The sequence below is a fragment of the Pantoea sp. X-Soil-TKNS-1279 genome (assembly GCF_059730565.1).
Genome location: NZ_AP035948.1, coordinates 1091394 through 1116589 on the forward strand (window position 1 = coordinate 1091394; position 25196 = coordinate 1116589).

Genomic DNA, 25196 nt, shown 5'->3' on the forward strand with positions numbered 1-25196 from the left:
GTGGCACAGGAATACAATATTGAGCAGCTGAACCACGGGCGTAAAGTCATTGACTTTATGCGCTGGGACACGCTTGCCTTTATCATCTCCGCCTTGCTGATTGTGGCGTCTGTCGCCATCGTTGGTGTGCGTGGCTTCAACTGGGGCCTCGACTTTACCGGCGGAACGGTGATTGAGATCAACCTGGAAAAACCGACCGATCTGGATACTCTGCGCGTTGCGCTGGTGAAAGCGGGTTTTGATGAGCCGTTGGTACAGAACTTTGGCAGCAGCCGTGACGTGATGGTGCGTATGGCTCCGGTGCAAGGTCCGGCAGGCCAGGAACTGGGCAACAAAGTGGTGTCGGTGATTAACGAAACCGCGCAGCAGAATGCCACCGTGAAGCGTATCGAGTTCGTGGGTCCGAGCGTGGGCAGCGATCTGGCGCAGGCGGGGGCGATGGCGCTGTTGTCGGCGCTGATCGCGATTCTGATCTACATCGGTTTCCGCTTTGAGTGGCGTCTGGCACTGGGTACCGTACTGGCGCTGGCCCATGACGTGATCATCACCTGCGGCATCCTGGCGTTGACCCACATCGAAATCGATCTGACCATCGTGGCATCCCTGATGTCGGTGATTGGTTACTCGCTTAACGATAAGATCGTGGTTTCCGACCGTATTCGTGAGAACTTCCGCAAGATCCGTCGCGGTTCTTCATACGATATCACTAACGTGTCGTTGACCCAGACGCTGAGCCGTACCCTGATCACCTCGCTGACAACGCTGGCGATGATCCTGATTCTGTTCATCTTTGGTGGTGCGCTGCTGAAAGGCTTCTCGCTGACCATGCTGATTGGTGTGACCATTGGTACCATCTCATCAATCTATGTCTCTTCGGCGCTGGCGCTGAAGCTGGGCATGAAGCGTGAACATATGCTGGTGCAGAAAGTGGAGAAAGAGGGCGCTGATCAGCCTTCAATCATGCCGTAACTGCTGACCAGAAAGATCAAGGGCTGCCAGATGGCAGCCCTTTTTTTTGCCGTAAACCGCGCGATAAATCGCGCCGCTACAGAAACTGCGCATCACGGCGGGGTTGCGCCGGTCACATCATGCACACGAACATAGCCAAGTTGATCCGGTGAAAGGCCGCTCAGGCGCAGTGGTACCACCACGGAACTGCGTGGCGTCAGACTGCCGGGCGCAGTGATGGTCTGACTGAGACTGCCGGCATTTAACGGTTTACCGCTGGCCGGGTCCATTTCTCCCCAGACGACAGTCGCACTCAGCGCCGGAACCGGTTTGCCATCGGTCGAGCGGATCGTCAGATTGGCGTGACTGCCAGTCGCTTCACCTTCGACCTGGCTCAGCGACAGGCGTAATTTACCCAGTTGGGTTTGCAGTTCCACCGGCGTATTGGACTGAGGTAACAGCCAGGCACCCTGATTGGATTGGCTGTTTAGCTGGCCCTGAATTTCCAGTGCAGCGGCCTGATTCGTTAACTGGCGCATTTGCTGATTCAGCTGCCCCACTTCCTGATGTAACTGAGTAACCTGTTTGGTGCCGGGTGTTGAGCTGCAACCGCTAAGTACCAGCAAAGAAAGCGCTGCTGGCGCCCATAACATCCTGATCGTCATGCAATGTCCTTTCCATTGTGGGGGAGGGCTAATGTTGCGCGATAAATCGCGCCGCGACAACCCGTGAACAGTATCGTAGCGGTGTGATTTATCACGCCGTTTTAACCATTGCCGCCCTTTTCATCTCAACACATTTTGTTGAAACCGAGATCGCGCTACACTGTGTGGCCCAAATTCTCGCGACAGGAAACGTCATGCATTGCCCATTCTGCTCCGCTGTGGACACCAAAGTGATAGATTCGCGCCTGGTCAGTGAAGGCTCTTCGGTGCGTCGCCGTCGCCAGTGTCTGGTGTGTCATGAGCGTTTTACCACCTTTGAAGTGGCTGAACTGGTGATGCCGCGCGTGGTGAAAAGCAACGATGTGCGTGAACCCTTTAACGAAGATAAACTCAGTAGCGGCATGATGAAGGCACTGGAGAAGCGTCCGGTGAGTGCCGATGCGGTGGAGAGCGCCGTCAACCATATCAAAACGCAACTTCGTGCCACCGGCGAGCGCGAAATCCCCAGCAAGCTGATTGGCAATCTGGTGATGGACGAGCTAAAGAAACTCGACAAAGTGGCCTACATTCGCTTCGCGTCGGTTTATCGCAGTTTTGAAGATATCCGTGATTTTGGCGAAGAGATCGCCCGCTTGCAGGATTAATCCATGATCGACGAACGTTATATGGCGCGCGCGCTGGAACTGGCGCGTCGCGGATGTTTTACCACCACGCCAAACCCGAATGTTGGCTGTGTGATTGTGCGGGACGGCGAAATCGTCGGCGAAGGCTGGCATCATCGCGCGGGCGAACCGCATGCGGAAGTGCATGCGCTGCGCATGGCGGGAGAGAAAGCCAGGGGCGCAACCGCCTATGTCACGCTTGAACCCTGTAGCCATCATGGTCGCACGCCACCCTGCTGCGATGCGTTGATCGCCGCCGGCGTCAGCCGGGTGGTCGCGGCGATGCAAGACCCCAATCCGCAGGTCGCCGGTCGTGGCCTGTATCGTCTGCAACAGGCGGGTATTGCGGTGAGCCACGGTTTGATGATGAACGAGGCTGAGGCGATCAATCGCGGTTTCCTGAAACGGATGCGTACCGGTTTCCCGTGGATCCAACTTAAATTGGGTGCGTCACTCGATGGCCGTACCGCTATGGCGAGTGGCGAAAGCCAGTGGATCACCTCGGCAGCCGCAAGGCGCGATGTGCAACGTTTTCGTGCCCAGAGTTCGGCTATTCTTACCACCAGTGCCACGGTGCTGGCGGATAACCCTGCACTGACGGTGCGCTGGAGTGAACTGAATGATGAGGTTCGCCAGCAACTGGACGAGCAGCAACTGCGTCAGCCTGTGCGTGTGGTGATTGACAGCCAGCAGCGCGTGACTCCGCAGCATCGTTTGGTCAACCAGGCGGGCGAAACCTGGCTGATGCGCAGTGAAGCCGATCAACAAGCCTGGCCGGAGACGGTGTCGCAGATTGTGGTGCCGCAGCGTGAGAGCCAACTGGACCTGGTGGCGATGATGATGTTGCTCGGTCAGCGGCAGATTAACAGCGTGTGGGTCGAAGCGGGTGCATCGCTTGCCGGTGCGTTGTTGCAGGCGGGACTGGTGGATGAGCTGATTGTCTATATGGCACCGAAACTGCTGGGTAATGCCGCTCGTGGCTTGTGTGAATTACCGGGTTTGGAACATCTGGCCGATGCGCCAGCCCTGAATTTTAGTGACGTGCGCCTGGTGGGCGAAGACTTGCGTCTGACGCTCACCCCGCGCTGAAAAGCCTGAGCGCGTCGTCAAAGAGTATGATAGAATCCGCCCCCTTCTGCGGGGCTACAATACAACACCCAAAGGATATGTATGAAAGTTATCGAAGCTCCTGTTGCCACGCCTGATGCTAACATCGCCATCGTAATTGCGCGTTTTAACAACTTCATTAATGACAGCCTGCTGGATGGTGCGGTTGATGCGCTGAAGCGTATTGGTCAGGTGAAAGACGAAAACATCACCATCGTCTGGGTACCAGGTGCCTATGAACTGCCGCTGGCGGCGCGTGCGCTGGCAAAATCCGGTAAACATGATGCCATCGTGGCGCTGGGTACCGTGATCCGTGGCGGCACGGCGCACTTCGAATATGTGGCCGGTGAAGCCAGCTCAGGTATTGCCAACGTGGCAATGACCAGCGATATCCCGGTGACTTTCGGCGTGCTGACCACTGAAAACATCGAGCAGGCGATTGAACGCGCCGGCACGAAAGCGGGTAACAAGGGTGCCGAAGCGGCCCTGACTGCCCTCGAAATGATTAACGTATTGAAAGCCATCAAAGCCTGATTTTTGTAAGGGGAATTTTGTGAAACCTGCTGCTCGTCGTCGCGCCCGTGAGTGCGCTGTCCAGGCGCTTTACTCCTGGCAGTTGTCCAACAACGACATTGCCGATGTGGAATACCAGTTTCTGGCGGAACAAGACGTCAAAGACGTCGATATCAGTTACTTCCGCGAACTGCTGGCCGGTGTGGCGACCAACAGCGCATACCTGGATGGTCTGATGAAACCTTACCTGTCGCGTCAGCTGGAAGAGCTGGGCCAGGTAGAAAAAGCCATCCTGCGTATTTCGCTGTATGAGCTGAGCAAACGTGATGATGTGCCCTATAAAGTGGCGATCAACGAAGGTATCGAGTTGGCTAAAGTATTTGGCGCAGAAGACAGCCACAAATTTGTCAACGGCGTGCTGGATAAAGCCGCTCCACAAATTCGCCCCAACAGAAAATAGTGCAAAAGGCCGGTCATCCGGCCTTTTTTCATTGAGACCTGACTATGCCCTGTGGTGAATTCGAACTGATCGCACGTTATTTTAACCGCGTCACCAGCTCCCGCCGCGATGTCGAGAAGGGAATTGGTGACGACTGCGCATTGCTTAACGTGCCAGAAAAACAGACGCTGGCTATCAGCACCGATACGCTGGTAGAAGGCGTGCATTTCCTGCGTGATATCCATCCAGCCGATCTCGGTTATAAAGCGGTTGCGGTCAACCTGAGCGATCTGGCTGCTATGGGCGCCGATCCGGCATGGCTAACGCTGGCGCTGACGCTGCCGGAAGTGAACGAGAGCTGGCTGGCGGCCTTCAGTGACAGCCTGTTTGAGCTGCTGGATTACTACGATATGCAGCTGATTGGCGGCGATACTACGCGCGGCCCACTGAGCATGACGTTGGGCATCCACGGTTTAGTTCCGGTAGGGCGTGCATTAAAACGCTCCGGTGCGAAGCCGGGTGACTGGATTTTCGTCACCGGCACGCTGGGCGATAGTGCTGCCGGTCTGGCGTTGTTGCAGCATCGTTACCGTCTGTCGGACCCGGCAGTGCACGAAACGCTGATCAAACGTCATTTACGCCCGATGCCGCGCGTCTTGCAGGGGCAGGCGCTGCGTAGCCTGGCCACGTCAGCGATCGATGTGTCGGATGGATTGCTCTCCGATCTCGGCCATATTTTGCAGGCCAGCCGTGTCGGCGCGCGCTTGAATGTTGATGCACTGCCGCTGTCGGCAGCACTGCACGACCATTTCGACGCAGACCAGGTGCAACGCTGGGCGCTGGCAGGAGGGGAAGACTACGAGCTGTGCTTCACGGTGCCGGAAGTGAACCGTGGTGCGCTGGACGTGGCGCTCGGTCATCTCGGCGTGCCTTATACCTGCATTGGTCAGATAGCACCGGAAGCCGATGGACTCACGTTGCTGGAAAATGGCAAGCCGCTGAGCTTCAATCACAAAGGATTTGATCACTTTGACGTTAAATAAAGATGTGGCAAAGAGCCGCCTGCGTATGTCCAATCCGTGGCATCTGCTGGCGACCGGCTTTGGTAGTGGGTTAAGTCCGATCGTACCGGGTACCGCGGGATCGCTGGCGGCGATCCCGTTCTGGTGGTTGATGACCTTTTTGCCATTGCAGATCTATTCGCTGGTGGTGCTGATCGGTATCAGCGTCGGCGTCTATCTGTGCCATCGCACGGCCAAAGACATGGGTGTCCACGATCACGGCAGCATTGTCTGGGACGAGTTTATCGGTATGTGGATCACCCTGATGGCGATTCCGCTGATGAGCTGGAAATGGGTCCTGGCGGGCTTTGTCATTTTCCGCATTTTTGATATGTGGAAACCCTGGCCGATTCGCTGGTTCGATCAGAACGTGCATGGCGGCATGGGGATTATGGTCGATGATATTATCGCCGGGGTGATTTCAGCGGTGATTTTGTATGCTTTAGGGCATGCGATGCTTTGATGTCTATCCCGTCGCGGCGCGATTTATCGCGCCGCGACGGATGAAAATTTTACTCAAAACCCACAACTGGATGCGGTTGATACACCGTCTCCAGCTCGGCAATATCTGTTGTACTCAACTCCACGTCCACCGCTTTGACCAGCTCAGCAAACTGCTCTGCGCGTGATGCCCCGATAATGGGTGCCGTCACCACCGGCTTATGCAGCAACCAGGCCAGCGCAATCTGTGCACGCGTGACGCCTTTATCCGCTGCCAGGGTGGCGATACGTTCCGCGATAGCGGCATCGTTCTCTTCGGTGTCGCGGTAAAGTTTAGCCATCACCTCATCTGACACGGAGCGGGCGGTGGCTTCCCCCCACGGGCGCGTCAGCTTACCGCGAGCCAATGGACTCCAGGGCAGGACGGCGATGCCTTCGCGCAGACACAGCGGATGCATGGCGTTCTCTTCTTCCCGTTGAATCAGGTTGTACTGATCCTGCATGCTGACAAAGCGCGCCCATCCTTCGCGAGTCTGGAGCTGAAGCGCCTGCTCAAATTGCGCCGCATGCATTGAGGATGCGCCGATATAACGCGCTTTACCGGCCTGCACCACATCGTGCAGCGCTTCCAGCGTCTCCTCAATCGGCGTGTCGTAATCCCAGCGGTGAATCTGGAGCAGGTCAACATGATCCATGCCCAGCCGTGTCAGGCTGTCATCAATTGATTGCAGGATATTGTTGCGCGACAGCCCCTGGGTCAGATTACTTAATGGGAAATAGACCTTGGTGGCGACCACGACTTCGTCGCGACGAGCAAAATCTTTCAGGGCGCGCCCGACAATCTCTTCGCTGCTGCCATCGGAATAGGAGTTGGCGGTATCAAAAAAGTTGATGCCTGCTTCCAGCGCTTGCTTGATTAACGGGCGGCTGCTCTCTTCCGGTAACGTCCAGGCGTGATTGCCGCGCAGCGGATCGCCATAGGTCATACAGCCCAGGCAGAGACGGGAAACCTGTAATTCAGTCTTACCTAAAGGAATTTTTTTCATTGGGACGTCTGCTCTCGCATCAGGGAAATCCCTTAAGCATAGCAGCAGGCTCGCTCGCCGGGCGGCGAGCGAGCAGGGGATTACTGGGCCAGCCAGCGGGTGATTTGTTGCTGAATACCGGCGGCATCCAGTTGGTAGTCATGGCGCACTTCTTCCTGGGTACCCTGCGGGATGAACTCATCAGGCAGACCGAGGTTCAGCACCGGAATACGCAGGCGTTTTGCCATCACAAATTCGTTCACGCCGCTACCCGCGCCGCCCATGATAGCCCCTTCTTCCAGGGTGATCAGGGCGTCGTGGCTGCCCGCCAGTTCCGTAATCAACGCCTCATCCAGCGGTTTGACAAAACGCATATCCACCAGGGTGGCATTCAACGCTTCAGCGGCCGCAGTGGCTTCCGGCAGCAAGGTGCCGAAGTTGAGAATCGCCAGCTTCTCGCCCTGACGTTTTATCACGCCTTTGCCCAACGGCAGGCTGGTCAGGGGTTCCAGCGCTGCCCCGGTGCCGGTACCGCGCGGGTAACGCACTGCACTTGGGCCATCCTGATAGTGGTAACCGGTGTACAACATCAGGCGGCATTCGTTCTCGTCGCTTGGCGTCATGATCACCATGCCAGGGATACAGCGCAGATAAGCCAGATCGAACGCACCCTGATGGGTTTGTCCGTCGGCACCGACAATGCCGCCACGATCGATAGCAAACAACACTGGCAGCTTCTGGATCGCCACATCGTGGATCACCTGATCGTATGCGCGTTGCAGGAAGGTGGAGTAGATCGCCACAATCGGTTTGTAGCCCCCAATCGCCATCCCTGCCGCGAAGGTTACCGCGTGCTGTTCAGCGATCGCCACGTCGAAATATTGCTGCGGATAGTCACGGGAAAAACTCACCATGCCGGATCCTTCGCGCATCGCCGGAGTGATGGCCATCAGGCGTGCGTCATCAGCCGCGATTTCGCTCAACCAGTTACCAAATACTTTGGAGTAGCTCGGCAAACCACCTGCGCTTTTCGGCAGCGAACCGCTGGCCGGATCGAATTTCGGTACGGCATGCCAGGTGATGGGATCTTCTTCCGCCGGCGCATAGCCTTTGCCTTTTTTGGTCATGATATGCAGGAACTGCGGGCCTTTCAGGCTACGCATGTTCTTCAGCGTACTGACCAACGCGAGGACATCGTGACCATCCACCGGGCCGATGTAGTTAAAACCGAGTTCTTCAAACAGCGTACCCGGTACCACCATGCCTTTCAGATGTTCTTCAGTGCGTTTGACCAGCTCTTTGATCGGTGGCAGGTTGTCCAGCACCCGTTTGCCACCTTCGCGCAGGCGTGAATAGGTTTTACCGGAGAGGATCTGCGCCAGACGATTGTTCAGCGCACCCACGTTCTCGGAGATCGACATCTCGTTGTCGTTGAGGATCACCAGCATATCCGGTTTGATATCGCCCGCGTGGTTCATGGCTTCAAATGCCATGCCCGCCGTGATGGCACCATCACCAATGATGGCCGCAGTACGACGCCCTTTACCTTCACGCTCGGCGGCGACGGCCATACCGAGGGCGGCGCTGATGGAGGTTGACGAGTGACCGACGCTCAGTACGTCGTATTCGCTCTCTTCACGCCACGGGAAGGGATGCAGACCATTTTTCTGACGGATGGTGCCGATGCGATCACGGCGACCGGTCAGAATTTTATGCGGGTAGGCCTGATGGCCAACGTCCCACACCAGATGGTCAAACGGGGTGTTGTAAACATAATGCAGCGCCACTGTTAGCTCGACGACGCCCAGACCCGAAGCGAAGTGACCACTGGAGCGGCTGACGCTGTCCAGCAGATACTGACGTAGCTCGTCACAGAGTGCCGGAAGCTTCTCTTTTGGCAGTAAACGTAATTCCTGTACCGTGCTTGCCAGCGCCAGTGTCGGGTATTTTGCAATATCAAAACTCATCAGAGACTCATTATGAAAGTTATTTATCGCGTTCAATTATGAAGCTAGCCAACGCTTGTAATGCTGTGGTGTTAAAGGATTGCGCGGCCAGAATATCCAACGCGCCCAGTGCCTCCTGATAGAGATCCCAGGCTTTTTGACGGGCATTATCCAGCCCCATCAGCGCCGGATATGTGCTTTTGCCCAGTGCCTGATCGGCCCCCTGGGTTTTGCCCAATATCGCGGTGTCGCCGACCACATCCAGGATGTCATCCTGCACCTGAAACGCCAAACCAATGGCATTGGCATAGACATCCAGAACGGGCAGGGCGGCACGGCCTTGCTCACCCGCCGCCAACGCGCCGAGTCGTACGGCAACGCGGATCAATGCACCGGTTTTATGACGGTGAATCTGTTCCAGTTGCGCCAGGTCGATGCTTTTACCCTCGGCGGCGAGGTCCAGTGCCTGGCCGCCGCACATACCCGCGACACCACTGGCCTGCGCCAGTTCGGAGATCATGGTAATACGGGCTTCTGCACTTACGCCAGGCATCGGCTGGTCGGCCAAAATAGAAAACGCCAGCGTTTGCAGGGCATCGCCTGCGAGAATCGCCGTGTCTTCACCATATTTGATATGGCAGGTTGGCTGCCCACGACGCAATGCATCGTCGTCCATCGCAGGCAGATCGTCATGAATCAAAGAGTACGCATGGATACATTCTACCGCCGCAGCGGGCGCATCCAGGCTGGCCGGATCGGCCTTTAACATTTCACCCGTAGCGTAAACCAGAAAAGGGCGCAGACGCTTACCGCCTAATAGTGCCCCATATTGCATGGCATTCACCAGAGGAGAACTCTGAAAAGGAAGTGGATCTAACAAGCGCGTCAGCGCGAGGTTTACCCTTTCGTGATAGGCGCTTAGCAGTTTGGCGAAATCCATCAATTATCTTCCGGCGTAAAAGGGGTGAGCGCGGCGTCTTTATCATCGCTCAGCAAAATCTGCACGCGCTGTTCCGCCTGTTGCAGGGTTTGCTGGCCGCTACGTGCCAACTGAACACCGCGTTCAAATTCTTTTAGCGCCTCTTCCAGCGGCAGCTCACCACTTTCCAGGCGGCTGACGATCTGTTCCAGTTGCTGTAGAGCGCTTTCAAAACTGGCGGGCGCTTCGGCTTTTTTCGGCATAATCAGTGTCGACTCACAGGTTGGGACATCATCTTGCAGTCGGTCATGGTATCTGACGAGGATTAATTAGCAAAATAATGAATGTGACTGCGGTTGCAGAAGAAGTCACCAGACAAAGGTGATATACTCTCGCGCCTCGGATGCGGACGCTCCTGCTTAGCCCGCAATTATATGATTTTACCAGCTAAGTGCCGATGCTTTTAGCACTTATTTGCCCAACGAAGCTGTGTCGCCATGAAGTTTATTATCAAGCTCTTCCCCGAAATCACCATCAAGAGTCAGTCGGTGCGACTGCGCTTTATCAAGATTCTGACCGGAAACATTCGTAACATTCTGCGCACTCTGGATGATGAGATCGCGGTTGTGCGTCACTGGGACCACATTGTGGTTCGGGCGAAGAAGGAAACGTTGCGCGCAGCGGTGATTGCCGAACTGACGCGTATTCCGGGTATCCATCACGTACTGGCGGTGGAAGATCATGAATACACCGATATGCATAACATCTTCGAACAGACGCTGGCGCTGTATCGTGAACGTCTCGAAGGTAAAAGCTTTTGCGTGCGCGTGAAGCGTCGCGGCAAGCATGAGTTTAGCTCGCAGGACGTGGAACGCTACGTAGGCGGCGGTCTGAACCAGCATATCGAAAGCGCTCGCGTGCAACTGAATAATCCGGATGAGACGGTCAACCTGGAGATTGAAAACGATCGCCTGCTGCTGATCACCGGACGTTATGAAGGACTGGGCGGCTTCCCGATTGGTACCCAGGAAGATGTGCTGTCACTGATTTCCGGCGGTTTTGACTCCGGTGTCTCCAGTTATATGTTGATGCGCCGTGGCTGCCGCGTGCATTACTGTTTCTTCAATCTTGGCGGTGCCGCGCATGAAATCGGCGTACGCCAGGTAGCGCATTATTTGTGGAATCGTTTTGGTCGTTCGCATCGTGTGCGTTTCGTCGCCATCAATTTTGAACCGGTGGTGGGCGAGATCCTCGAAAAAGTGGATGACGGCCAGATGGGTGTGGTGCTGAAGCGTATGATGGTGCGCGCGGCGTCGATGGTCGCGGAGCGTTACGGCGTACAGGCGTTGGTGACCGGTGAAGCGCTGGGCCAGGTTTCCAGCCAGACGCTGACCAACCTGCGTTTAATCGATAACGCCTCCGACACGCTGATTCTGCGTCCGCTGATTTCCCATGACAAAGAGCACATCATCAAGCTGGCGCGTGAGATTGGTACGGAAGATTTTGCCCGCACTATGCCGGAATATTGCGGCGTGATCTCGAAAAGCCCGACGGTGAAAGCGGTGAAGGCGAAGATCGAAGCGGAAGAGACGAATTTCGATTTTGCTATTCTGGATCGCGTGGTACAGGAAGCCAGCAACGTTGATATCCGTGAAATCGCCGAGAAAACTGAAGAAGAAGTCGTGGAAGTTGAGACGGTTGCGTCGTTCACTGCCAATGATGTGGTACTGGATATTCGCTCGATTGATGAGCAGGATGACACGCCACTGGCGCTGGAAGGGGTTGAGGTTAAATCGCTGCCGTTCTACAAACTCAGCACCCAATTTGGCGATCTCGACCAGAGTAAAACCTGGTTGTTGTATTGCGACCGTGGCGTGATGAGCCGTTTGCAGGCGCTGTACCTGCATGAGCAGGGTTTTACCAATGTGAAGGTGTATCGCCCGTAACGGTCGATACACCTCCGTAGCGGCGCGATTTATCGCGCCGCTACGTTTTTCAGCGTTCTTCGAATTCCTGGTAGTTATAGATTCCTGCCGCCAGCACCAGTTGCGATGCCACTTCGCGTGCTTTCTCTTTGTTCACCAGCAGATCAATCAGTTTCAGCGCAAAATCCATCGAAGTGCCCGGCCCCTGGCTGGTCAGCAGATTGACGCGGGGATCCCACACGACACGGCGTTCCATCCATTTCGCTTCCGGGATGGTTTCTTTCAGGCCGGGAAAACCGGTCATGTTCCCGACCGGGAACAGATCGTGCGGCACCAGGACCGTACCGGGTGCGGCGCAAATCGCCGCGACAATGCGACCAGAAAGATGAAACTGGCGCACGGTTTCCACCAGCAAAGGACTGTCGCGGAAGGTTTGTGCGCCTTTCAGACCGCCGGGCAACACAATGGCGGCATAATCGTTATCTGCCACCTCAACCAGCGGCGCATCAGCCAGCAGGCGCACGCCACGCGAGCAGACGATCTCCCGGCTGCCATCGCTTTCGACACTGGCGGTAGTGACCTGCAAACCGCCACGCACCAACAAATCGATGGTGGTGACCGCTTCGGTCTCTTCACTGCCATGTGCCAGGCAAACCAGAACCGATGCGTTCGTGCTCATATTGGGACTCCTTGCGTTTAATCAAATCATACAAACGGGTGTTCTCCGGCAATGCAATGCCCTGCGCGCGTGCGCGGCGCAGCAGGTAACCGGTGATGTAATCAATTTCGGTCTGGCGCTGCGCCCGAACATCCTGCAACATCGATGAGACGTTGGCTGCCGTGGTGTCGATGACGTCATAGATGATGTCACGCAGATTATCGACGGCAATGTGTTGGCCTTCGCGCTCCATCACCCAGGTAATCTCCTCGCACAGTTTGGCGATTTGCTCAGGCCAGGCACGCAGCGCACCGTTCTGGCAATCATGCTCGACGGTCATCGGGTTGATCACACAGTTGACCGCCAGCTTACGCCAGCAGGCAGAGGCGATATTGTTATGCCAGGCAACATCGGGCAAGGCTTGATGCAGGATATCCGCGATATCACTCATCGCTTCACTCTCGCGACTGGCCGGGCCAATATGGGTGATGCCCTGCGCCACATGTTTAATCACCGTGCCATCACGCATCGCCGCGTGCGTCGTAATCCCGCGCAGCAGAGGCTGCTGGACATCTTTCAGCTCTTCCAGGGTGCCCATCCCATTGTGTAACAACAGAATCGGCGCATGTGCCGGTAATACGCTTTGCAGGTTCTTCACGGCGGGAGAAACCTGTGGGGCTTTTAGCGTCACCAACAACAATTGGCTCTCCGCCAGAAACAGCGGATCGTTGGCAATAAAAGTGTGGTTGCTGACGTTGCCTTCAGGATCGATCACATTGACCGAACAATAGGGCTGCGGTACGCGCAGCCAGCCCTGAACATCATGTCCCTGGCGTGCGAGGGCGGCGAGCCAAACCTGACCCAGGGCGCCGCAACCCAACACGGTAATTTTCATTGTGCCTCCCGCTGACGGGTTATCGTTTTCACTACACACTATCAGTATAGCTTTCGGTGTATCGTGTTTTATTAGCGCGACAAGACGCGTATTATGCATGTCACTTTAGTGTCAGGAGAAGACAAGATGCCATCTTTCGATATCGTTTCCGAAGTCGAACTACAGGAAGTCCGTAATGCGGTGGAAAATGCGAGCCGTGAACTGTCTACCCGTTTTGATTTCCGTAACGTGAGCGCCAGCATTGAGCTGAACGAAAAGAATGAGACCATCAAAATCACCACGGAGTCTGATTTTCAGGTCAAGCAGCTGGTGGATATTTTAAGAGAAAAGCTGCTGAAGCGCGGAATTGAAGGGGCAGCAATTGAAGTCCCGGAAGAGATCGAGCACAGCGGTAAAAGCTGGAGCGTCGAAGCCAAACTGAAAAAAGGCATCGAAAGCGACGTGGCGAAGAAACTGGTGAAGCTGATCAAAGACAGCAAGCTGAAAGTTCAGACGCAGATTCAGGGTGATGAACTGCGCGTCACCGGTAAATCGCGTGACGATTTGCAAGGCGCGATGGCGCTGGTGCGTGGCGGCAATCTCGGTCAGCCATTCCAGTTCAAAAACTTCCGCGATTAATCGCCTTTGTCGCGTGCGGCACGGCGATACAGCGTGCTGCGCGCGATACCCAATGCCTGCGCAGTTTTACTGATATTGCCATTAAAGCGTTGCAGCGTTTCGGCAATCAGCCGTTCATCATGACTTTGCAAATTCTCGACCACCACCGGAGCGGCGGCACGACGGTATTCGGCGGGCAAATGCACTTCGCTTACTTCTTCCCCTTCATCCGCCAGCGCCAGCAATACGCGCAACAGGCTGCGCAACTGACGCACATTGCCTGGCCACGAGAGCTGAGCCAACGAGGTCAGCAACGAGGGCGACAACTGAATATCGCGATCGCCACCTCCCAACTCCAGCCACAAACGCTGAATAAAGCCCGCTAAATCTGGCCACTCGCGCAGCGGGGGGATAGTCATGGAAAATTCCTGTAAGCGATAAAGTAAATCCTCGCGGAACTCGCCATCAGCCACGCGTTGCGCCAGATCGCGATGCGTGGCGCAAATTACCGCAAAGTTGACTGACCAACTGCGGCTGGAACCCAGCGGCGACACTTCTTTTTCCTGCAACACGCGCAGCAGGCGGGTTTGCAACGCCAGCGGCATATCGCCAATTTCATCCAGGAACAACACGCCACCGTCGGCTTCACGGATTTTACCGATATAGCCGTTTTTACCCGCACCGGTAAAGGCACCAGGCTGATAGCCAAATAACTCAGATTCAATCAGTGATTCCGGGATGGCGGCGCAATTGATGGCGACAAATTTGCCTTCCCGCCAGCGGCTTTGTTGATGCAACGCACGGCTGACAAACTCTTTTCCGCTGCCGGTTTCACCATGAATACACAATGAAACGCCGGCGTTCAGCAGACGTACCATTTTCTCGCCATCACGTCGTAACGAGAAGGGCAGCTCCGTATGGCTGGCGGCGGGTGTGGCGAAGTGGGTACGGTGGGGTGCGCGCAGGCGGAAATAAAAAGTTTGCGCGCAGTAATTTAACGGCACCGGGATGGTGTTGGCGGCCTGCTCCTGGTGGGGGAACAGTTGCTGGAACGTCAGGGAACCGAGTTGCTCCGCGCTGAGAGCCAGTTCGCGCATTGCGAGGCGATTCGCTGCCATCAGCACATTATCGGAGAACACCAGCAGCAACTCGTCGCTGGTATCGATACCCTGTGGTTGCGCATGCAGGCTCATCAGCCACTGCTGCGGGTGCAGGCTCTGCTTAACCCACAGATACTCAATTTGTTTGGCTGCGGCTTTCACCCAACTGAAGGTTTGTGGATGCGGGAAATGCGCCGGACCCGAGATATCCAGCACCCCGGCAATCTGACCGTTGGGCATCTGGAGCGGCATGGCTGCGCAGTACAACCCCTGATTACGCGTGAGAAAATGTTGCTGTCCGTCTATCTCGCAGCCATCGTCAATTGCCAGCGCGGTGCCAATGGCGTTGGTGCCACGGCCACACTCGCTCCATAAATTGCCGGGGGCCAATGCGTAGCGCTGCGCTTTCTCCATCGACTGCATATCGCCAAAGGTATGTAGCACCATGCCGCTGGCATCCGAGAGGATCACCACCGATTGCTTCTCCGCCATCTTTTGCGCCAGCTGGTTGATCACCGGCTGGGCAAACTGCTGCAATCCGCTGTTGCTGGCGAGCAAATCCGCCAGTTCACCCTGACGTACCCGGGGAAAGTCATCAGCGGTGCGATCAAGTCCATATAGCTGGCTACGAAACCAGGAATCGCTAAGAAGCGGAGTTGCGTTGATCGCGGCGGATGAATTTCCCTGCATTGGTAACCTCATGCCCTGGCAAAGTGTTGCGACATTGTAGCTATTTGGTTTTTGTGGTGTTGCGATATGCAACACAGATGGTGATTTTTACCGCACCATTCCATTAAGTTATTAAGGTTATTTTTTATGTAACTCTATGTTGAGTATCACTATTTTTTAATCCATCGCAAGCTGAAAAAAACTGGCACGCGCGCTGCAATAGTCATGTTGGCAGCGGGCTGTTCAACCTGGCGACCCTCAGGTTGCCGCTGCCAGCTCCAGAACATCTGACCCTACATTAAGGAGTTTGCGATGCGTTATGCACATCCCGGCACGCCCGGCGCTTTGGTTTCTTTCAAAGCGACTTACGGCAACTACATTGCGGGCAAATTCACAGAGCCGCTCAGCGGCCAGTACTTTACTAACACCTCGCCAGTTGATGGCAGCGACATTGCGCAGTTCCCTCGATCGGACGCGCGTGATATCGACTTAGCACTGGATGCTGCTCATCAGGCCGCTGACGCCTGGGGAAAAACCAGTGTGCAACACCGTGCCAATCTGCTGTTACAGGTGGCGGATCGTATCGAAGCCAATCTGGAAATGTTGGCCGTAGCCGAGAGCTGGGACAACGGTAAGCCGATCCGTGAAACGCTGAATGCGGATCTGCCATTGGCGGTTGACCACTTCCGTTACTTCGCGGGCTGCCTGCGCGCGCAGGAAGGCAGTACGGCAGAGATCGATGAAAACACCGTCGCCTACCACTTCCACGAGCCGTTGGGCGTGGTGGGGCAGATTATCCCGTGGAACTTCCCGTTATTGATGGCGGCCTGGAAATTGGCTCCGGCGCTGGCTGCGGGTAACTGTGTGGTGTTGAAACCCGCTGAGCAGACGCCGCTGGGCATTACCCTGCTGCTGGAGTTGATCGGTGATCTGTTCCCGGCTGGTGTGCTCAATGTGGTTCAGGGCTTTGGCCGTGAGGCGGGGGAAGCGCTGGCGACCAGTAAACGTATCGCCAAAATTGCCTTCACCGGTTCGACCCCCGTAGGTCGTCACATTATGGCCTGTGCGGCGGAGAATATTATTCCCTGTACCGTCGAGCTGGGCGGTAAATCCCCCAACATCTATTTTGCCGATGTGATGGACGGTGAGCCGGAGTTTATTGAAAAAGCGGTGGAAGGGCTGGTGCTGGGCTTCTTCAATCAGGGCGAAGTCTGTACCTGCCCGTCACGCGCGCTGATCCATGAATCGATCTATGCCCCATTTATGGAGCGGGTGATGGCGAAGATCGCCACTATCCGTCGCGGCGATCCACTGGATACCGAAACTATGATCGGTGCCCAGGCTTCCCGTCAGCAGTTCGATAAAATCCTCTCTTATATCGACATTGCACGACAGGAAGGCGGCCAGATCCTGACCGGAGGTGAACGCGCCAGCATTGCGCCAGCATTCGACAACGGCTTCTACATCCAGCCGACGCTGATCAAAGGTGACAACCAGATGCGCTGCTTCCAGGAAGAGATTTTTGGACCGGTGATTGGTGTTACCACCTTTAAAGATGAAGCCGAAGCACTGGATATCGCCAACCAGACGCAGTTTGGCCTTGGTGCCGGTGTCTGGACACGAAACACTAATCTGGCGTATCGCATGGGGCGTAGTATTAAAGCGGGTCGCGTGTGGACCAACTGTTATCACATCTATCCGGCGCATGCGGCCTTCGGCGGTTACAAGCAATCTGGCGTGGGACGCGAAACCCATAAGATGGCGCTGAACGCCTATCAACAAACCAAAAACCTGCTGGTTAGTTACGACATCGCACCACTGGGCCTGTTTTAAGCCCAAAAATCCTTTTGGAGAGTGAATTGATGACTATGAAGATCAAAACCACAATGAAAGCGGCAGTTGTGAAATCATTCGGTGAGCCATTAGTGATTGAGGACGTTCCGGTTCCGTCGGTAGGACCGGGCCAGATTCTGGTGAAAATCGCTGCGACCGGGGTTTGTCATACCGACCTGCATGCTGCGGAAGGTGACTGGCCAATCAAGCCGACCCCGCCGTTTATTCCTGGTCATGAGGGGGTGGGGCAGATCGTGGCACTGGGTGAGGGAGTGAAACATCTCAAGTTGGGCGATCGCGTTGGTGTGCCTTGGCTCTACTCGGCCTGTGGTCACTGTGAGTATTGTCTCGATAGCTGGGAAACACTCTGTCTGTCACAGCAGAATGCGGGTTATTCGGTCAATGGCAGCTTTGCGGAATATTGCCTTGCCGATGCTAATTACGTCGGCGTGCTACCGGATAACATCGAGTTCAATGAAATCGCCCCTATCCTGTGTGCCGGGGTGACGGTGTACAAAGGGCTGAAAATGACCGATACCAAGCCGGGTGATTGGGTGGTGATCTCTGGTATCGGTGGTTTGGGACATATGGCGGTGCAGTACGCGGTTGCGATGGGGCTGAACGTGGCTGCTGTCGATATTGATGACGAGAAGCTGGAGTTTGCTAAACGTCTGGGTGCCAGCGTGGTGGCTAACGCGAAAAATGTCGATCCGGCGAAATTCTTCCACGAAAGCTTCGGCGGCGCGCACGGTGTGCTGGTGACAGCGGTTTCACCGAAAGCCTTTGAGCAAGCGTTGGGAACCATGCGTCGTGGCGGTACGATGGTGCTGAATGGCCTGCCGCCGGGCAAATTTGACCTGTCGATTTTTGACATGGTGTTGGACGGTATTACGGTGCGCGGTTCAATTGTCGGCACCCGTAAGGATTTGCAGGAGGCGCTCGACTTCGCTGGTCGTCACAAAGTGAAAGCCAATGTAGCGGTGGAGCCGTTGGTCAACATCAACGATATCTTTGCCCGCATGCATGCCGGTAAAATTGAAGGCCGTATTGTTGTTGATATGTCGCTGTAAACAAAAGCCCGGCGCAATGGCCGGGCTTGGTTTTAACTGCTGGCGAGCAGCGCTTCCAGTTCAACGCGGCTCGTCACTTTACTGTCTATCTTGATGTAGGCGCTTTTCTCTTCCGGCACGATAAACACCGACGCAACACCGGGCTGGGCTTTCAGACGTTTCTCCAGATTGGGAACTGCCAGCACCGCATCGCTCAGGACAATACGCAGGCTGCTGACATAAGGGGGTTCCTGCATCGACATGCTGATAAACAGCCAAATCGCCGCGACTACCGCACCCACCAAAAACACCGTTTGTGCATCAAAATGACCAAATACCCAACCGCCCATGCTGCCGCCAATGGCGACGCCGAGGAATTGGCTGGTGGAGTAGATGCCCATCGCCGTGCCTTTATAACCCGGCGGAGATTCTTTACTGATCAAGGATGGCAGAATCGCTTCCATCAGGTTGAAGGCCAGGAAGAACAGCTGCACGCCAATCACCAGCGTCCAGAAGTGGCTGCCTGCTCCCCACAGTACGATTTCCGCCACCACAATCAATCCGACACAACTGACAAACACCCGTTTCATGCGGCGTTTGACTTCGGCATAAATAATGAACGGGATGACGCTGACAAAGGAAACCAGCATGGTCACCAGATACACTTTCCAGTGCTCGGAGGCCGGGAATCCAGCTTGTTCAAACTGGCCGGGGAGCGCCACGAAGCTCGACATCAGCAGGATGTGCAGACACAGGATACCAATATTCAGTTTCACCAGGCGTGAATTGGTCAGTACCGCGCGGATGCTGCCTTTCACCATGCCGGACTCACGGTTCAGCACATGGTTTGGGGCATTGGGCACCACCAGCAGCGTAATCACAATGCCACAGCTTGCCAGAATCGCAATCATCCAGAACAATGCATGCAGGCCGAGTGCATGGGTGACAATTGGACCGAGAACCATCGCAATAGCGAAAGTGACCCCGAAGCTGATGCCGATAAAAGCCATTGCTTTGGTACGGTTCTGCTCACGGGTTAAATCGGACAATAAGGCCATCACTGCGGCGGCGATAGCGCCGGAGCCTTGTAAGGCACGACCAAGAATGACACCCCAGATAGAGGTGGTGGTAGCCGCAATTACGCTACCTAAAACAAACAGCAGCAGGCCACCGACAATCAGCGGTTTACGACCGATACGGTCCGAGAGTAAACCAAAGGGAATCTGAAAGATCGCCTGTGCCAGGCCATAGATACCTATCGCCAGGCCAATTAATGTTTCACTGGCACCCTGTAGCGCCATGCCATAGGTGGTGAGCACCGGCAGCACCATAAACATTCCCAGCATACGCAGGGAAAAAACCGTACCCAAACCCCATGTAGCACGCAGCTCTACCGGAGTCATTTTATTATCTTTCATTGCAACCTCTGTTAATTTGCTGCACTTATTCTAGGGAGCAGGGCAGGGCGGGTAAAACAATTGTTTTTAAGCGATGGTAACAAAAAGAAAGGGCGCGAAAATCGCGCCCTTTCATGGATTTGCGGAGCTAAATTACCAGACGTAAGTCAGCAGATCTTTTGACGCTGGGGTCATAAAATCCACCGACATCATTACGCTCAAAGCAGTGACAGCAACAATGGAGAAGACAAACAGTTTACGCGCCCAAACTTTATCGTTTGAGGTTTTGTAACCTGAAAGCGCCATCCCGAGCCACCAGACACTCACTGCCGCAGCAACGACCAGATATTTGTAGCCAGCGTAGCCGCCCAGCGACAGCATCAGCGTGGCAATCATAAACGCCAGGATATACAGCGTAATATGGTTTTTCGCCACGGAGATACCTTTCACCACCGGCAGAACCGGGATGTTCGCTGCCTGGTAATCTTTAAAGCGGAAGATGGCAATCGCATAGGAGTGCGGCATCTGCCACAGGCTAAAGATCGCCAGCAAAATCAGCGCGCCAGCATCAAACTCGTTAGTCACCGCGCAGTAACCAATCACTGGCGGCATTGCGCCAGAGAGGCTACCAATCAGCGTACCGTAGACCGAATTACGCTTCATATAGAGGCTGTAAATGCCGACGTAGACTACGAAGCCCAGCACCGCCAGCCACATGGCCAGCGGGTTAGCACCGAAATAAAGCAACGCAAAGCCAGCAATACCTAATGCGGTTGCATAAACCAGGCTCACTTTCGCCGAGATAAGGCCTTTAACCAGCACTCGATTCCGCGTTCTCTCCATCTTGATATCGATATCGCGGTCAATCACGTTGTTGAAAACACAACCTGATGCGACAACCAGCGATACACCCACCAGTGAGATGACGAACAAGGTGTAATCAATGCTGCCTTTCGAAGCCAGCAGGAATCCACCGATCACAGAAATTAAATTGCCGAAAATAATTCCTGGTTTTGTTACTTGCAGGTATTGCTTAATCATCATGGGCGACTCTTAGTGGACCATCATGTTGTAGTTGAGGTTCCACATAATCCACAGTGAGCCTACTACGACAATCAAAATAATGACGGCCGCAAAGACAATGGCCACCATGTTCCAGCCACCCTCAGATTTGCTATCAAGGTGAAGGAAGTAGACCAGGTGCACCAGCACCTGAACCACCGCACACACCAGAACGACAGCCAGAATGGTGCCTTTAGAGGCGCCGCCATCCATCACCATCCAGAACGGGATCGCCGTCAGGATGATCGACAGGATGAAGCCGATCATGTAGGACTTCACGCTACCGTGTGATGCACCATGTTCGGTTGCTGAATGACTCATTACATGGCCCCCATCAGGTAAACAATGGTAAATACGCAGATCCACACCACATCCAGGAAGTGCCAGAACAGGCTCAGGCACATGATACGGGTGCGGTTAGTGGCGCTCAGACCACGCTTGGAGATCTGGAACATCAGCACTGCCATCCAGATCAGACCAGAGGTCACATGCAGACCGTGTGTACCAACCAGCGTAAAGAATCCGGACAGGAAGCCGCTACGGTTTGGACCGAAGCCTTCCATGATCAGGTGATGGAATTCATAGATTTCCATCCCGATAAATCCGGCACCGAACAGGAAGGTCAACGCTAACCAGCTGATGACCGCGCCCTTGTTCTGGTTGTTCATCGCGATCACTGCCATACCATAGGTAATGGAGCTGAGCAGCAGCAGCGCGGTTTCTACCAGTACAAACGGCAGTTCGAAGATGTCTTTACCTGCCGGGCCACCGGCAGTGTTGTTGACCATAACTGCATAGGTCGCAAACAGCGTTGCGAAGATAATGCAGTCACTCATCAGGTAGATCCAGAAGCCAAAGATCTTATTGGCTCCTGCATCGTGATGCCCATGCTCCGCATGGGCGTCGTGGTGGTGTGTCGTCACAGTTTGAGTTGACATTATTTCAGACCTGCTTTGCTGATTTCGTCAAAGTGCTTCTTCTCGATCTGCTCGATTTCCGCAACCGGTACGTAGTAATCCACGTCTTCATCGAAGCTCTTCACAATCCAGGAGATGATCATGCCCAGGAAGGAAACAACCACCAGCCACCAGATGTGCCAGATAGCCGCGAAGCCGAAAATCGTACCGAAGGCAGCGATAACAATGGCAGCACCACTGTTTTTCGGCATATGAATTTCTTCATATTTAGCCGGCTGCTGATACGCTTCGCCTTTCTCTTTCATTTCCCAGAAAGCATCGCGCTCGTGAACGTGCGGGATTACAGCAAAGTTGTAGAACGGCGGCGGTGAAGAGGTTGCCCACTCCAGCGTACGACCACCCCACGGGTCACCGGTCAGATCACGGTTCTGGTCGCGGTCACGCACAGAAACGTAGAACATGATCAGCTGACACAGGATGCCACAGGCAATCAGCGCAGCACCGCAAGCCGCAACCACTAGCAGTGAGTGGAACTGCGGGTCGATGTCCTGGCTAACACGACGGGTCATACCCATGAAGCCCAGCGCATACAGCGGCATAAACGCTACGAAGAAGCCGATGATCCAGAACCAGAAGGCACGTTTGCCCCAGGTTTCGTTCAGGGTAAAGCCGAAGGCTTTCGGGAACCAGTAAGTCACACCAGCCATACAACCGAACACCACACCACCGATGATTACGTTGTGGAAGTGCGCGATCAGGAACAGGCTGTTATGCAGAACGAAGTCCGCACCCGGTACCGCCAGCAGAACACCCGTCATACCACCAATGGAGAAGGTTACCAGGAAGCCGATGGTCCACAGCATTGCTGAGTGGAACTCGATACGCCCCTGATACATGGTGAACAGCCAGTTGAAGATTTTCACGCCGGTCGGAATCGCGATGATCATCGTCATGATACCGAAGAAGGCGTTAACGTTGGCACCGGCACCCATGGTGAAGAAGTGGTGCAGCCAAACGATGAACGACAGTACGGTAATGGCGATGGTCGCCCACACCAGAGAGGTGTAACCAAACAGACGCTTTTTCGAGAAGGTGGCAGTGACTTCAGCGAAGACACCAAACACCGGCAGGACAAGGATGTATACTTCCGGGTGACCCCAGACCCAAATCAGGTTGACGTACATCATCATGTTACCGCCCATTTCGTTAGTGAAGAAATGGAAGTCGAGGTAACGGTCGAGGGTCAACAGTGCCAGCGTTACGGTCAGTACCGGGAACGCAGCGATGATCAGGACGTTAGTACACAGAGCAGCCCAGGTGAATACCGGCATTTTGAACAGGTCCATGCCCGGTGCACGCATCTTCAGAATGGTCACGAAGAAGTTGATACCGGTTAACGTGGTCCCGATACCGGATAGCTGGAGACTCCAGATCCAGTAATCGACCCCGACGCCAGGACTGTACTCCGCACCCGAAAGCGGCGGATAGGCCAGCCAGCCAGTCTGCGCGAACTCGCCCACACCCAGAGACAGGTTAACCAGGATCACACCGATCGCAGTGAACCAGAAGCTCAGGTTGTTCAGGAACGGGAAGGCAACGTCGCGTGCACCAATTTGCAGCGGAACCGCAACGTTCATCAGACCTACCACGAAAGGCATCGCCACGAAGAAGATCATAATCACGCCGTGGGCGGTGAAGATCTGGTCGTAGTGGTGCGGTGGTAGTATGCCTGCTTCCCCGGCGGAAGCCATCACCTGTTGGGTACGCATCATGACTGCATCAGCAAAGCCACGCAGCAGCATGACGAATGCCATGATGATGTACATGATACCCAGTTTTTTGTGGTCGATTGACGTCAGCCATTCAGACCAGAGATATTGCCATTTACCAAAGTAGGTGATGGCGGCAATGATAGCCAGACCACCTATGATGATACCGGCAACCGTGACCATGATAATCGGCTCATGGTACGGCACTGCATCCAGTGTTAATTTTCCGAACATCGTATTATTCCTCGGCTCCCGCGGAAGCGGCGTGACTCATGTCCATGCCTTTGTGCTCTGGCATGTCCATCTTCCCGTGGCTCATCATGAACTTATCAATAACTTGTTTGAACAGTTCAGGGTTGGCCGTAGAGAAATATTCCACCGGGTGATTTTCGCTTGGCGCAGCCAGTTTCTCGAAATCATCCATGGTGGTCAGCGTGTTTGGAGCCGCTTTAACTTTGGCTACCCACTGCTGGAATTCCGCGTCGTCTTTGGTGGCAATGGCTTTGAACTTCATGCCAGAGAAACCGCGACCACTGAAGTTCGCAGACATACCGTCGAAAATTCCCGGCTCGTTGGCGATCAGGTGCAGTTTGGTCTGCATGCCCGCCATCGCGTAGATCTGACTACCCAGCGTAGGAATAAAGAAGGAGTTCATGACGGAGTTGGAGGTGATCTTGAAGCTGACCGGAGTATTTGCCGGGAAGGCAATCTGGTTAACGGTTGCAATACCCTGTTCCGGGTAAATAAACAGCCATTTCCAGTCCAGCGCGACAACGTCGATCTCAACCGGTTTGACGTCAGAGGCCAGCGGTTTGCTCGGCTCCAGCGCGTGGGTTGATTTCCAGGTCAGAACGCCGAGGAAGAGAATGATCAGGATCGGAATGGTCCAGACCACGGCTTCCACTTTGTTAGAGTGTGACCAGTTGGGGCTATACTTCGCATTGGTATTGGTTGCCCGATATTTCCAGGCAAAAAACACCGCCATAAAGACTGCCGGGATTACGACGATCAACATCAAGCCAAAAGCTGTCAGAATCAACGAACGTTGCTCCAGTGCAATCTGTCCTTTGGGATTTAACAACGCACTATCGCAGCCACTGAGTAATACAGCGCCTGCAATTAATGACAAAATCCCCAAACTTTTATTGTATTTCCTGAGTCTCATTTAACGACCTCAATGACAAAGGGCTCTATTGTCGTTTAAGTGTGCGCGCATTTTACGGGAAGGTTTATGCAGTGTAAACCAGCTTAAGGATGTGTCAGAAGGCTGTTGACACCTTTTGCTAAGGGTGTCACAGATGTTGCGCAGGGTGACAAATTATTAACGCAGACAAGCAGTTGGCATTATTATAACAAAATCAAATGATAGAAACCGCAGTAAAATCAGGGAAAGCATAAACCGTACTTTTAATACCCATTTATTTAACAATTTTGCATCATTTTTGCGATAATAAATCTACAAAATAATTGCTCACCGGTTTTTAATATTCACGCCAATTGTTAATTTAATGTTTCTTTTTTACGTTGTAAAAAAATGCTATCCGATAAAATTTAGTCGCTGATATTTTTTAGTCAATTAATTCGACGACAAGAATATAG

25 protein-coding genes are annotated in these 25196 nt (G+C 54.4%); 11 read left to right on the forward strand and 14 right to left on the reverse strand.

Annotated elements, in window-relative coordinates; translation table 11 throughout:
• Complete coding sequence (gene secF / locus AC6I8N_RS04950; RefSeq protein WP_497830166.1) at nucleotides 1-969, forward strand: protein translocase subunit SecF; 969 nt, start codon at nucleotides 1-3, stop codon at nucleotides 967-969.
• A gap of 92 nt (nucleotides 970-1061) precedes the next feature.
• On the opposite strand, the gene AC6I8N_RS04955 is transcribed toward secF, so the two are convergent.
• A complete protein-coding gene (locus tag AC6I8N_RS04955) occupies nucleotides 1062-1613 on the reverse strand; it encodes a SadB/YajI family lipoprotein (protein WP_497830167.1) in 552 nt (183 codons plus the stop codon).
• Between the two features lie 194 nt (nucleotides 1614-1807).
• On the opposite strand from AC6I8N_RS04955, the gene nrdR reads away from it, so the two are divergent.
• The 6 genes from nrdR to pgpA all read left to right on the forward strand — a co-directional run bounded on the left by nrdR (nucleotide 1808) and on the right by pgpA (nucleotide 5858).
• Nucleotides 1808-2257: a transcriptional regulator NrdR gene (gene nrdR / locus AC6I8N_RS04960; protein ID WP_021185864.1), complete on the forward strand. Its 450-nt coding sequence runs from the start codon at nucleotides 1808-1810 to the stop codon at nucleotides 2255-2257.
• 3 nt (nucleotides 2258-2260) lie between these two features.
• The gene (gene ribD, locus AC6I8N_RS04965; RefSeq protein ID WP_497830168.1) at nucleotides 2261-3364 is read left to right on the forward strand and encodes a bifunctional diaminohydroxyphosphoribosylaminopyrimidine deaminase/5-amino-6-(5-phosphoribosylamino)uracil reductase RibD; all 1104 of its coding nucleotides are present in this window, start codon (nucleotides 2261-2263) and stop codon (nucleotides 3362-3364) included.
• A gap of 81 nt (nucleotides 3365-3445) precedes the next feature.
• Nucleotides 3446-3916: a 6,7-dimethyl-8-ribityllumazine synthase gene (gene ribH / locus AC6I8N_RS04970; protein ID WP_013508109.1), complete on the forward strand. Its 471-nt coding sequence runs from the start codon at nucleotides 3446-3448 to the stop codon at nucleotides 3914-3916.
• 19 nt (nucleotides 3917-3935) lie between these two features.
• Complete coding sequence (gene nusB / locus AC6I8N_RS04975; RefSeq protein ID WP_021185862.1) at nucleotides 3936-4355, forward strand: transcription antitermination factor NusB; 420 nt, start codon at nucleotides 3936-3938, stop codon at nucleotides 4353-4355.
• A gap of 44 nt (nucleotides 4356-4399) precedes the next feature.
• Entirely contained in the window at nucleotides 4400-5377 is a 978-nt protein-coding gene (gene thiL, locus AC6I8N_RS04980; protein ID WP_497830169.1) for a thiamine-phosphate kinase, read from the forward strand.
• Nucleotides 5364-5858: a phosphatidylglycerophosphatase A gene (gene pgpA / locus AC6I8N_RS04985; protein ID WP_497830170.1), complete on the forward strand. Its 495-nt coding sequence runs from the start codon at nucleotides 5364-5366 to the stop codon at nucleotides 5856-5858. The genes thiL and pgpA overlap by 14 nt, the downstream gene beginning before the upstream one ends.
• Before the next feature lie 49 nt (nucleotides 5859-5907).
• Here pgpA and AC6I8N_RS04990 read toward each other — a convergent pair whose 3' ends face one another.
• The 4 genes from AC6I8N_RS04990 to xseB all read right to left on the reverse strand — a co-directional run bounded on the left by AC6I8N_RS04990 (nucleotide 5908) and on the right by xseB (nucleotide 9989).
• Entirely contained in the window at nucleotides 5908-6882 is a 975-nt protein-coding gene (locus AC6I8N_RS04990) for an aldo/keto reductase (RefSeq protein ID WP_208724952.1), read from the reverse strand.
• A gap of 80 nt (nucleotides 6883-6962) precedes the next feature.
• On the reverse strand, nucleotides 6963-8828 hold the full coding sequence (dxs, locus tag AC6I8N_RS04995; protein ID WP_497830171.1) for a 1-deoxy-D-xylulose-5-phosphate synthase: 1866 nt from the start codon (nucleotides 8826-8828) through the stop codon (nucleotides 6963-6965).
• Between the two features lie 19 nt (nucleotides 8829-8847).
• Nucleotides 8848-9747 (reverse strand): (2E,6E)-farnesyl diphosphate synthase, encoded by a 900-nt coding sequence (gene ispA / locus AC6I8N_RS05000; protein WP_021185857.1) that lies wholly within the window; start codon nucleotides 9745-9747, stop codon nucleotides 8848-8850.
• Nucleotides 9747-9989: an exodeoxyribonuclease VII small subunit gene (gene xseB / locus AC6I8N_RS05005; protein WP_013508116.1), complete on the reverse strand. Its 243-nt coding sequence runs from the start codon at nucleotides 9987-9989 to the stop codon at nucleotides 9747-9749. Before xseB ends, ispA begins: the two co-directional genes overlap by 1 nt.
• 234 nt (nucleotides 9990-10223) lie before the next feature.
• On the opposite strand from xseB, the gene thiI reads away from it, so the two are divergent.
• On the forward strand, nucleotides 10224-11672 hold the full coding sequence (gene thiI, locus AC6I8N_RS05010; RefSeq protein ID WP_208724954.1) for a tRNA uracil 4-sulfurtransferase ThiI: 1449 nt from the start codon (nucleotides 10224-10226) through the stop codon (nucleotides 11670-11672).
• A gap of 49 nt (nucleotides 11673-11721) precedes the next feature.
• Here thiI and yajL read toward each other — a convergent pair whose 3' ends face one another.
• Both yajL and panE read right to left on the reverse strand, forming a co-directional pair.
• Nucleotides 11722-12330 carry a protein deglycase YajL gene (gene yajL, locus AC6I8N_RS05015; protein ID WP_208724955.1) on the reverse strand — a complete coding sequence of 203 codons (609 nt, stop codon included), beginning with the start codon at nucleotides 12328-12330 and terminating at the stop codon, nucleotides 11722-11724.
• A complete protein-coding gene (panE, locus tag AC6I8N_RS05020) occupies nucleotides 12284-13204 on the reverse strand; it encodes a 2-dehydropantoate 2-reductase (RefSeq protein ID WP_497830172.1) in 921 nt (306 codons plus the stop codon). Before panE ends, yajL begins: the two co-directional genes overlap by 47 nt.
• 126 nt (nucleotides 13205-13330) lie before the next feature.
• Here panE and AC6I8N_RS05025 point away from each other — a divergent pair, with 126 nt between their 5' ends.
• Nucleotides 13331-13822, forward strand: a complete 492-nt coding sequence (locus tag AC6I8N_RS05025; RefSeq protein WP_021185853.1) for a YajQ family cyclic di-GMP-binding protein — start codon at nucleotides 13331-13333, stop codon at nucleotides 13820-13822.
• Here AC6I8N_RS05025 and AC6I8N_RS05030 read toward each other — a convergent pair.
• Nucleotides 13819-15591, reverse strand: coding sequence for a sigma-54-dependent Fis family transcriptional regulator (locus AC6I8N_RS05030; RefSeq protein WP_497830173.1), 1773 nt, complete (start codon nucleotides 15589-15591; stop codon nucleotides 13819-13821). The genes AC6I8N_RS05025 and AC6I8N_RS05030 overlap by 4 nt on opposite strands.
• A 291-nt stretch (nucleotides 15592-15882) precedes the next feature.
• Here AC6I8N_RS05030 and exaC point away from each other — a divergent pair, with 291 nt between their 5' ends.
• Nucleotides 15883-17403 (forward strand): acetaldehyde dehydrogenase ExaC, encoded by a 1521-nt coding sequence (gene exaC / locus AC6I8N_RS05035; protein ID WP_497830174.1) that lies wholly within the window; start codon nucleotides 15883-15885, stop codon nucleotides 17401-17403.
• Between the two features lie 29 nt (nucleotides 17404-17432).
• Nucleotides 17433-18473 (forward strand): alcohol dehydrogenase AdhP, encoded by a 1041-nt coding sequence (adhP, locus tag AC6I8N_RS05040; protein WP_480369078.1) that lies wholly within the window; start codon nucleotides 17433-17435, stop codon nucleotides 18471-18473.
• Between the two features lie 32 nt (nucleotides 18474-18505).
• Here the strand turns inward: adhP and AC6I8N_RS05045 are convergent, their stop codons facing one another.
• The 6 genes from AC6I8N_RS05045 to cyoA all read right to left on the reverse strand — a co-directional run bounded on the left by AC6I8N_RS05045 (nucleotide 18506) and on the right by cyoA (nucleotide 24762).
• Nucleotides 18506-19870, reverse strand: coding sequence for an MFS transporter (locus AC6I8N_RS05045; protein WP_021185848.1), 1365 nt, complete (start codon nucleotides 19868-19870; stop codon nucleotides 18506-18508).
• 132 nt (nucleotides 19871-20002) lie between these two features.
• A complete protein-coding gene (cyoE, locus tag AC6I8N_RS05050) occupies nucleotides 20003-20890 on the reverse strand; it encodes a heme o synthase (protein WP_036627589.1) in 888 nt (295 codons plus the stop codon).
• 12 nt (nucleotides 20891-20902) lie between these two features.
• Complete coding sequence (locus AC6I8N_RS05055; protein ID WP_036627544.1) at nucleotides 20903-21232, reverse strand: cytochrome o ubiquinol oxidase subunit IV; 330 nt, start codon at nucleotides 21230-21232, stop codon at nucleotides 20903-20905.
• Nucleotides 21232-21849, reverse strand: a complete 618-nt coding sequence (locus tag AC6I8N_RS05060; protein ID WP_013508127.1) for a cytochrome o ubiquinol oxidase subunit III — start codon at nucleotides 21847-21849, stop codon at nucleotides 21232-21234. Before AC6I8N_RS05060 ends, AC6I8N_RS05055 begins: the two co-directional genes overlap by 1 nt.
• Nucleotides 21849-23831 carry a cytochrome o ubiquinol oxidase subunit I gene (cyoB, locus tag AC6I8N_RS05065; RefSeq protein ID WP_021185845.1) on the reverse strand — a complete coding sequence of 661 codons (1983 nt, stop codon included), beginning with the start codon at nucleotides 23829-23831 and terminating at the stop codon, nucleotides 21849-21851. Before cyoB ends, AC6I8N_RS05060 begins: the two co-directional genes overlap by 1 nt.
• A 4-nt stretch (nucleotides 23832-23835) precedes the next feature.
• Nucleotides 23836-24762, reverse strand: coding sequence for a cytochrome o ubiquinol oxidase subunit II (gene cyoA / locus AC6I8N_RS05070; RefSeq protein ID WP_497830175.1), 927 nt, complete (start codon nucleotides 24760-24762; stop codon nucleotides 23836-23838).
• Between the last annotated feature and the right edge of the window lie 434 nt (nucleotides 24763-25196).

Bases quoted from the DNA above. Each gene is read 5' to 3' on its own strand.
- nrdR (WP_021185864.1), top strand. From the start codon at position 1,808: ATGCATTGCCCATTCTGCTCCGCTGTGGACACCAAAGTGATAGATTCG.
- panE (WP_497830172.1), bottom strand. From the start codon at position 13,204: ATGAAAATTACCGTGTTGGGTTGCGGCGCCCTGGGTCAGGTTTGGCTC.
- AC6I8N_RS05055 (WP_036627544.1), bottom strand. From the start codon at position 21,232: ATGAGTCATTCAGCAACCGAACATGGTGCATCACACGGTAGCGTGAAG.
- exaC (WP_497830174.1), top strand. From the start codon at position 15,883: ATGCGTTATGCACATCCCGGCACGCCCGGCGCTTTGGTTTCTTTCAAA.
- AC6I8N_RS05030 (WP_497830173.1), bottom strand. From the start codon at position 15,591: ATGCAGGGAAATTCATCCGCCGCGATCAACGCAACTCCGCTTCTTAGC.
- AC6I8N_RS05025 (WP_021185853.1), top strand. From the start codon at position 13,331: ATGCCATCTTTCGATATCGTTTCCGAAGTCGAACTACAGGAAGTCCGT.
- dxs (WP_497830171.1), bottom strand. From the start codon at position 8,828: ATGAGTTTTGATATTGCAAAATACCCGACACTGGCGCTGGCAAGCACG.
- yajL (WP_208724955.1), bottom strand. From the start codon at position 12,330: ATGAGCACGAACGCATCGGTTCTGGTTTGCCTGGCACATGGCAGTGAA.
- ispA (WP_021185857.1), bottom strand. From the start codon at position 9,747: ATGGATTTCGCCAAACTGCTAAGCGCCTATCACGAAAGGGTAAACCTC.
- AC6I8N_RS05045 (WP_021185848.1), bottom strand. From the start codon at position 19,870: ATGAAAGATAATAAAATGACTCCGGTAGAGCTGCGTGCTACATGGGGT.
- ribH (WP_013508109.1), top strand. From the start codon at position 3,446: ATGAAAGTTATCGAAGCTCCTGTTGCCACGCCTGATGCTAACATCGCC.
- ribD (WP_497830168.1), top strand. From the start codon at position 2,261: ATGATCGACGAACGTTATATGGCGCGCGCGCTGGAACTGGCGCGTCGC.
- AC6I8N_RS04990 (WP_208724952.1), bottom strand. From the start codon at position 6,882: ATGAAAAAAATTCCTTTAGGTAAGACTGAATTACAGGTTTCCCGTCTC.
- cyoA (WP_497830175.1), bottom strand. From the start codon at position 24,762: ATGAGACTCAGGAAATACAATAAAAGTTTGGGGATTTTGTCATTAATT.
- AC6I8N_RS04955 (WP_497830167.1), bottom strand. From the start codon at position 1,613: ATGACGATCAGGATGTTATGGGCGCCAGCAGCGCTTTCTTTGCTGGTA.
- thiL (WP_497830169.1), top strand. From the start codon at position 4,400: ATGCCCTGTGGTGAATTCGAACTGATCGCACGTTATTTTAACCGCGTC.
- cyoB (WP_021185845.1), bottom strand. From the start codon at position 23,831: ATGTTCGGAAAATTAACACTGGATGCAGTGCCGTACCATGAGCCGATT.
- cyoE (WP_036627589.1), bottom strand. From the start codon at position 20,890: ATGATTAAGCAATACCTGCAAGTAACAAAACCAGGAATTATTTTCGGC.
- xseB (WP_013508116.1), bottom strand. From the start codon at position 9,989: ATGCCGAAAAAAGCCGAAGCGCCCGCCAGTTTTGAAAGCGCTCTACAG.
- adhP (WP_480369078.1), top strand. From the start codon at position 17,433: ATGACTATGAAGATCAAAACCACAATGAAAGCGGCAGTTGTGAAATCA.
- thiI (WP_208724954.1), top strand. From the start codon at position 10,224: ATGAAGTTTATTATCAAGCTCTTCCCCGAAATCACCATCAAGAGTCAG.
- AC6I8N_RS05060 (WP_013508127.1), bottom strand. From the start codon at position 21,849: ATGTCAACTCAAACTGTGACGACACACCACCACGACGCCCATGCGGAG.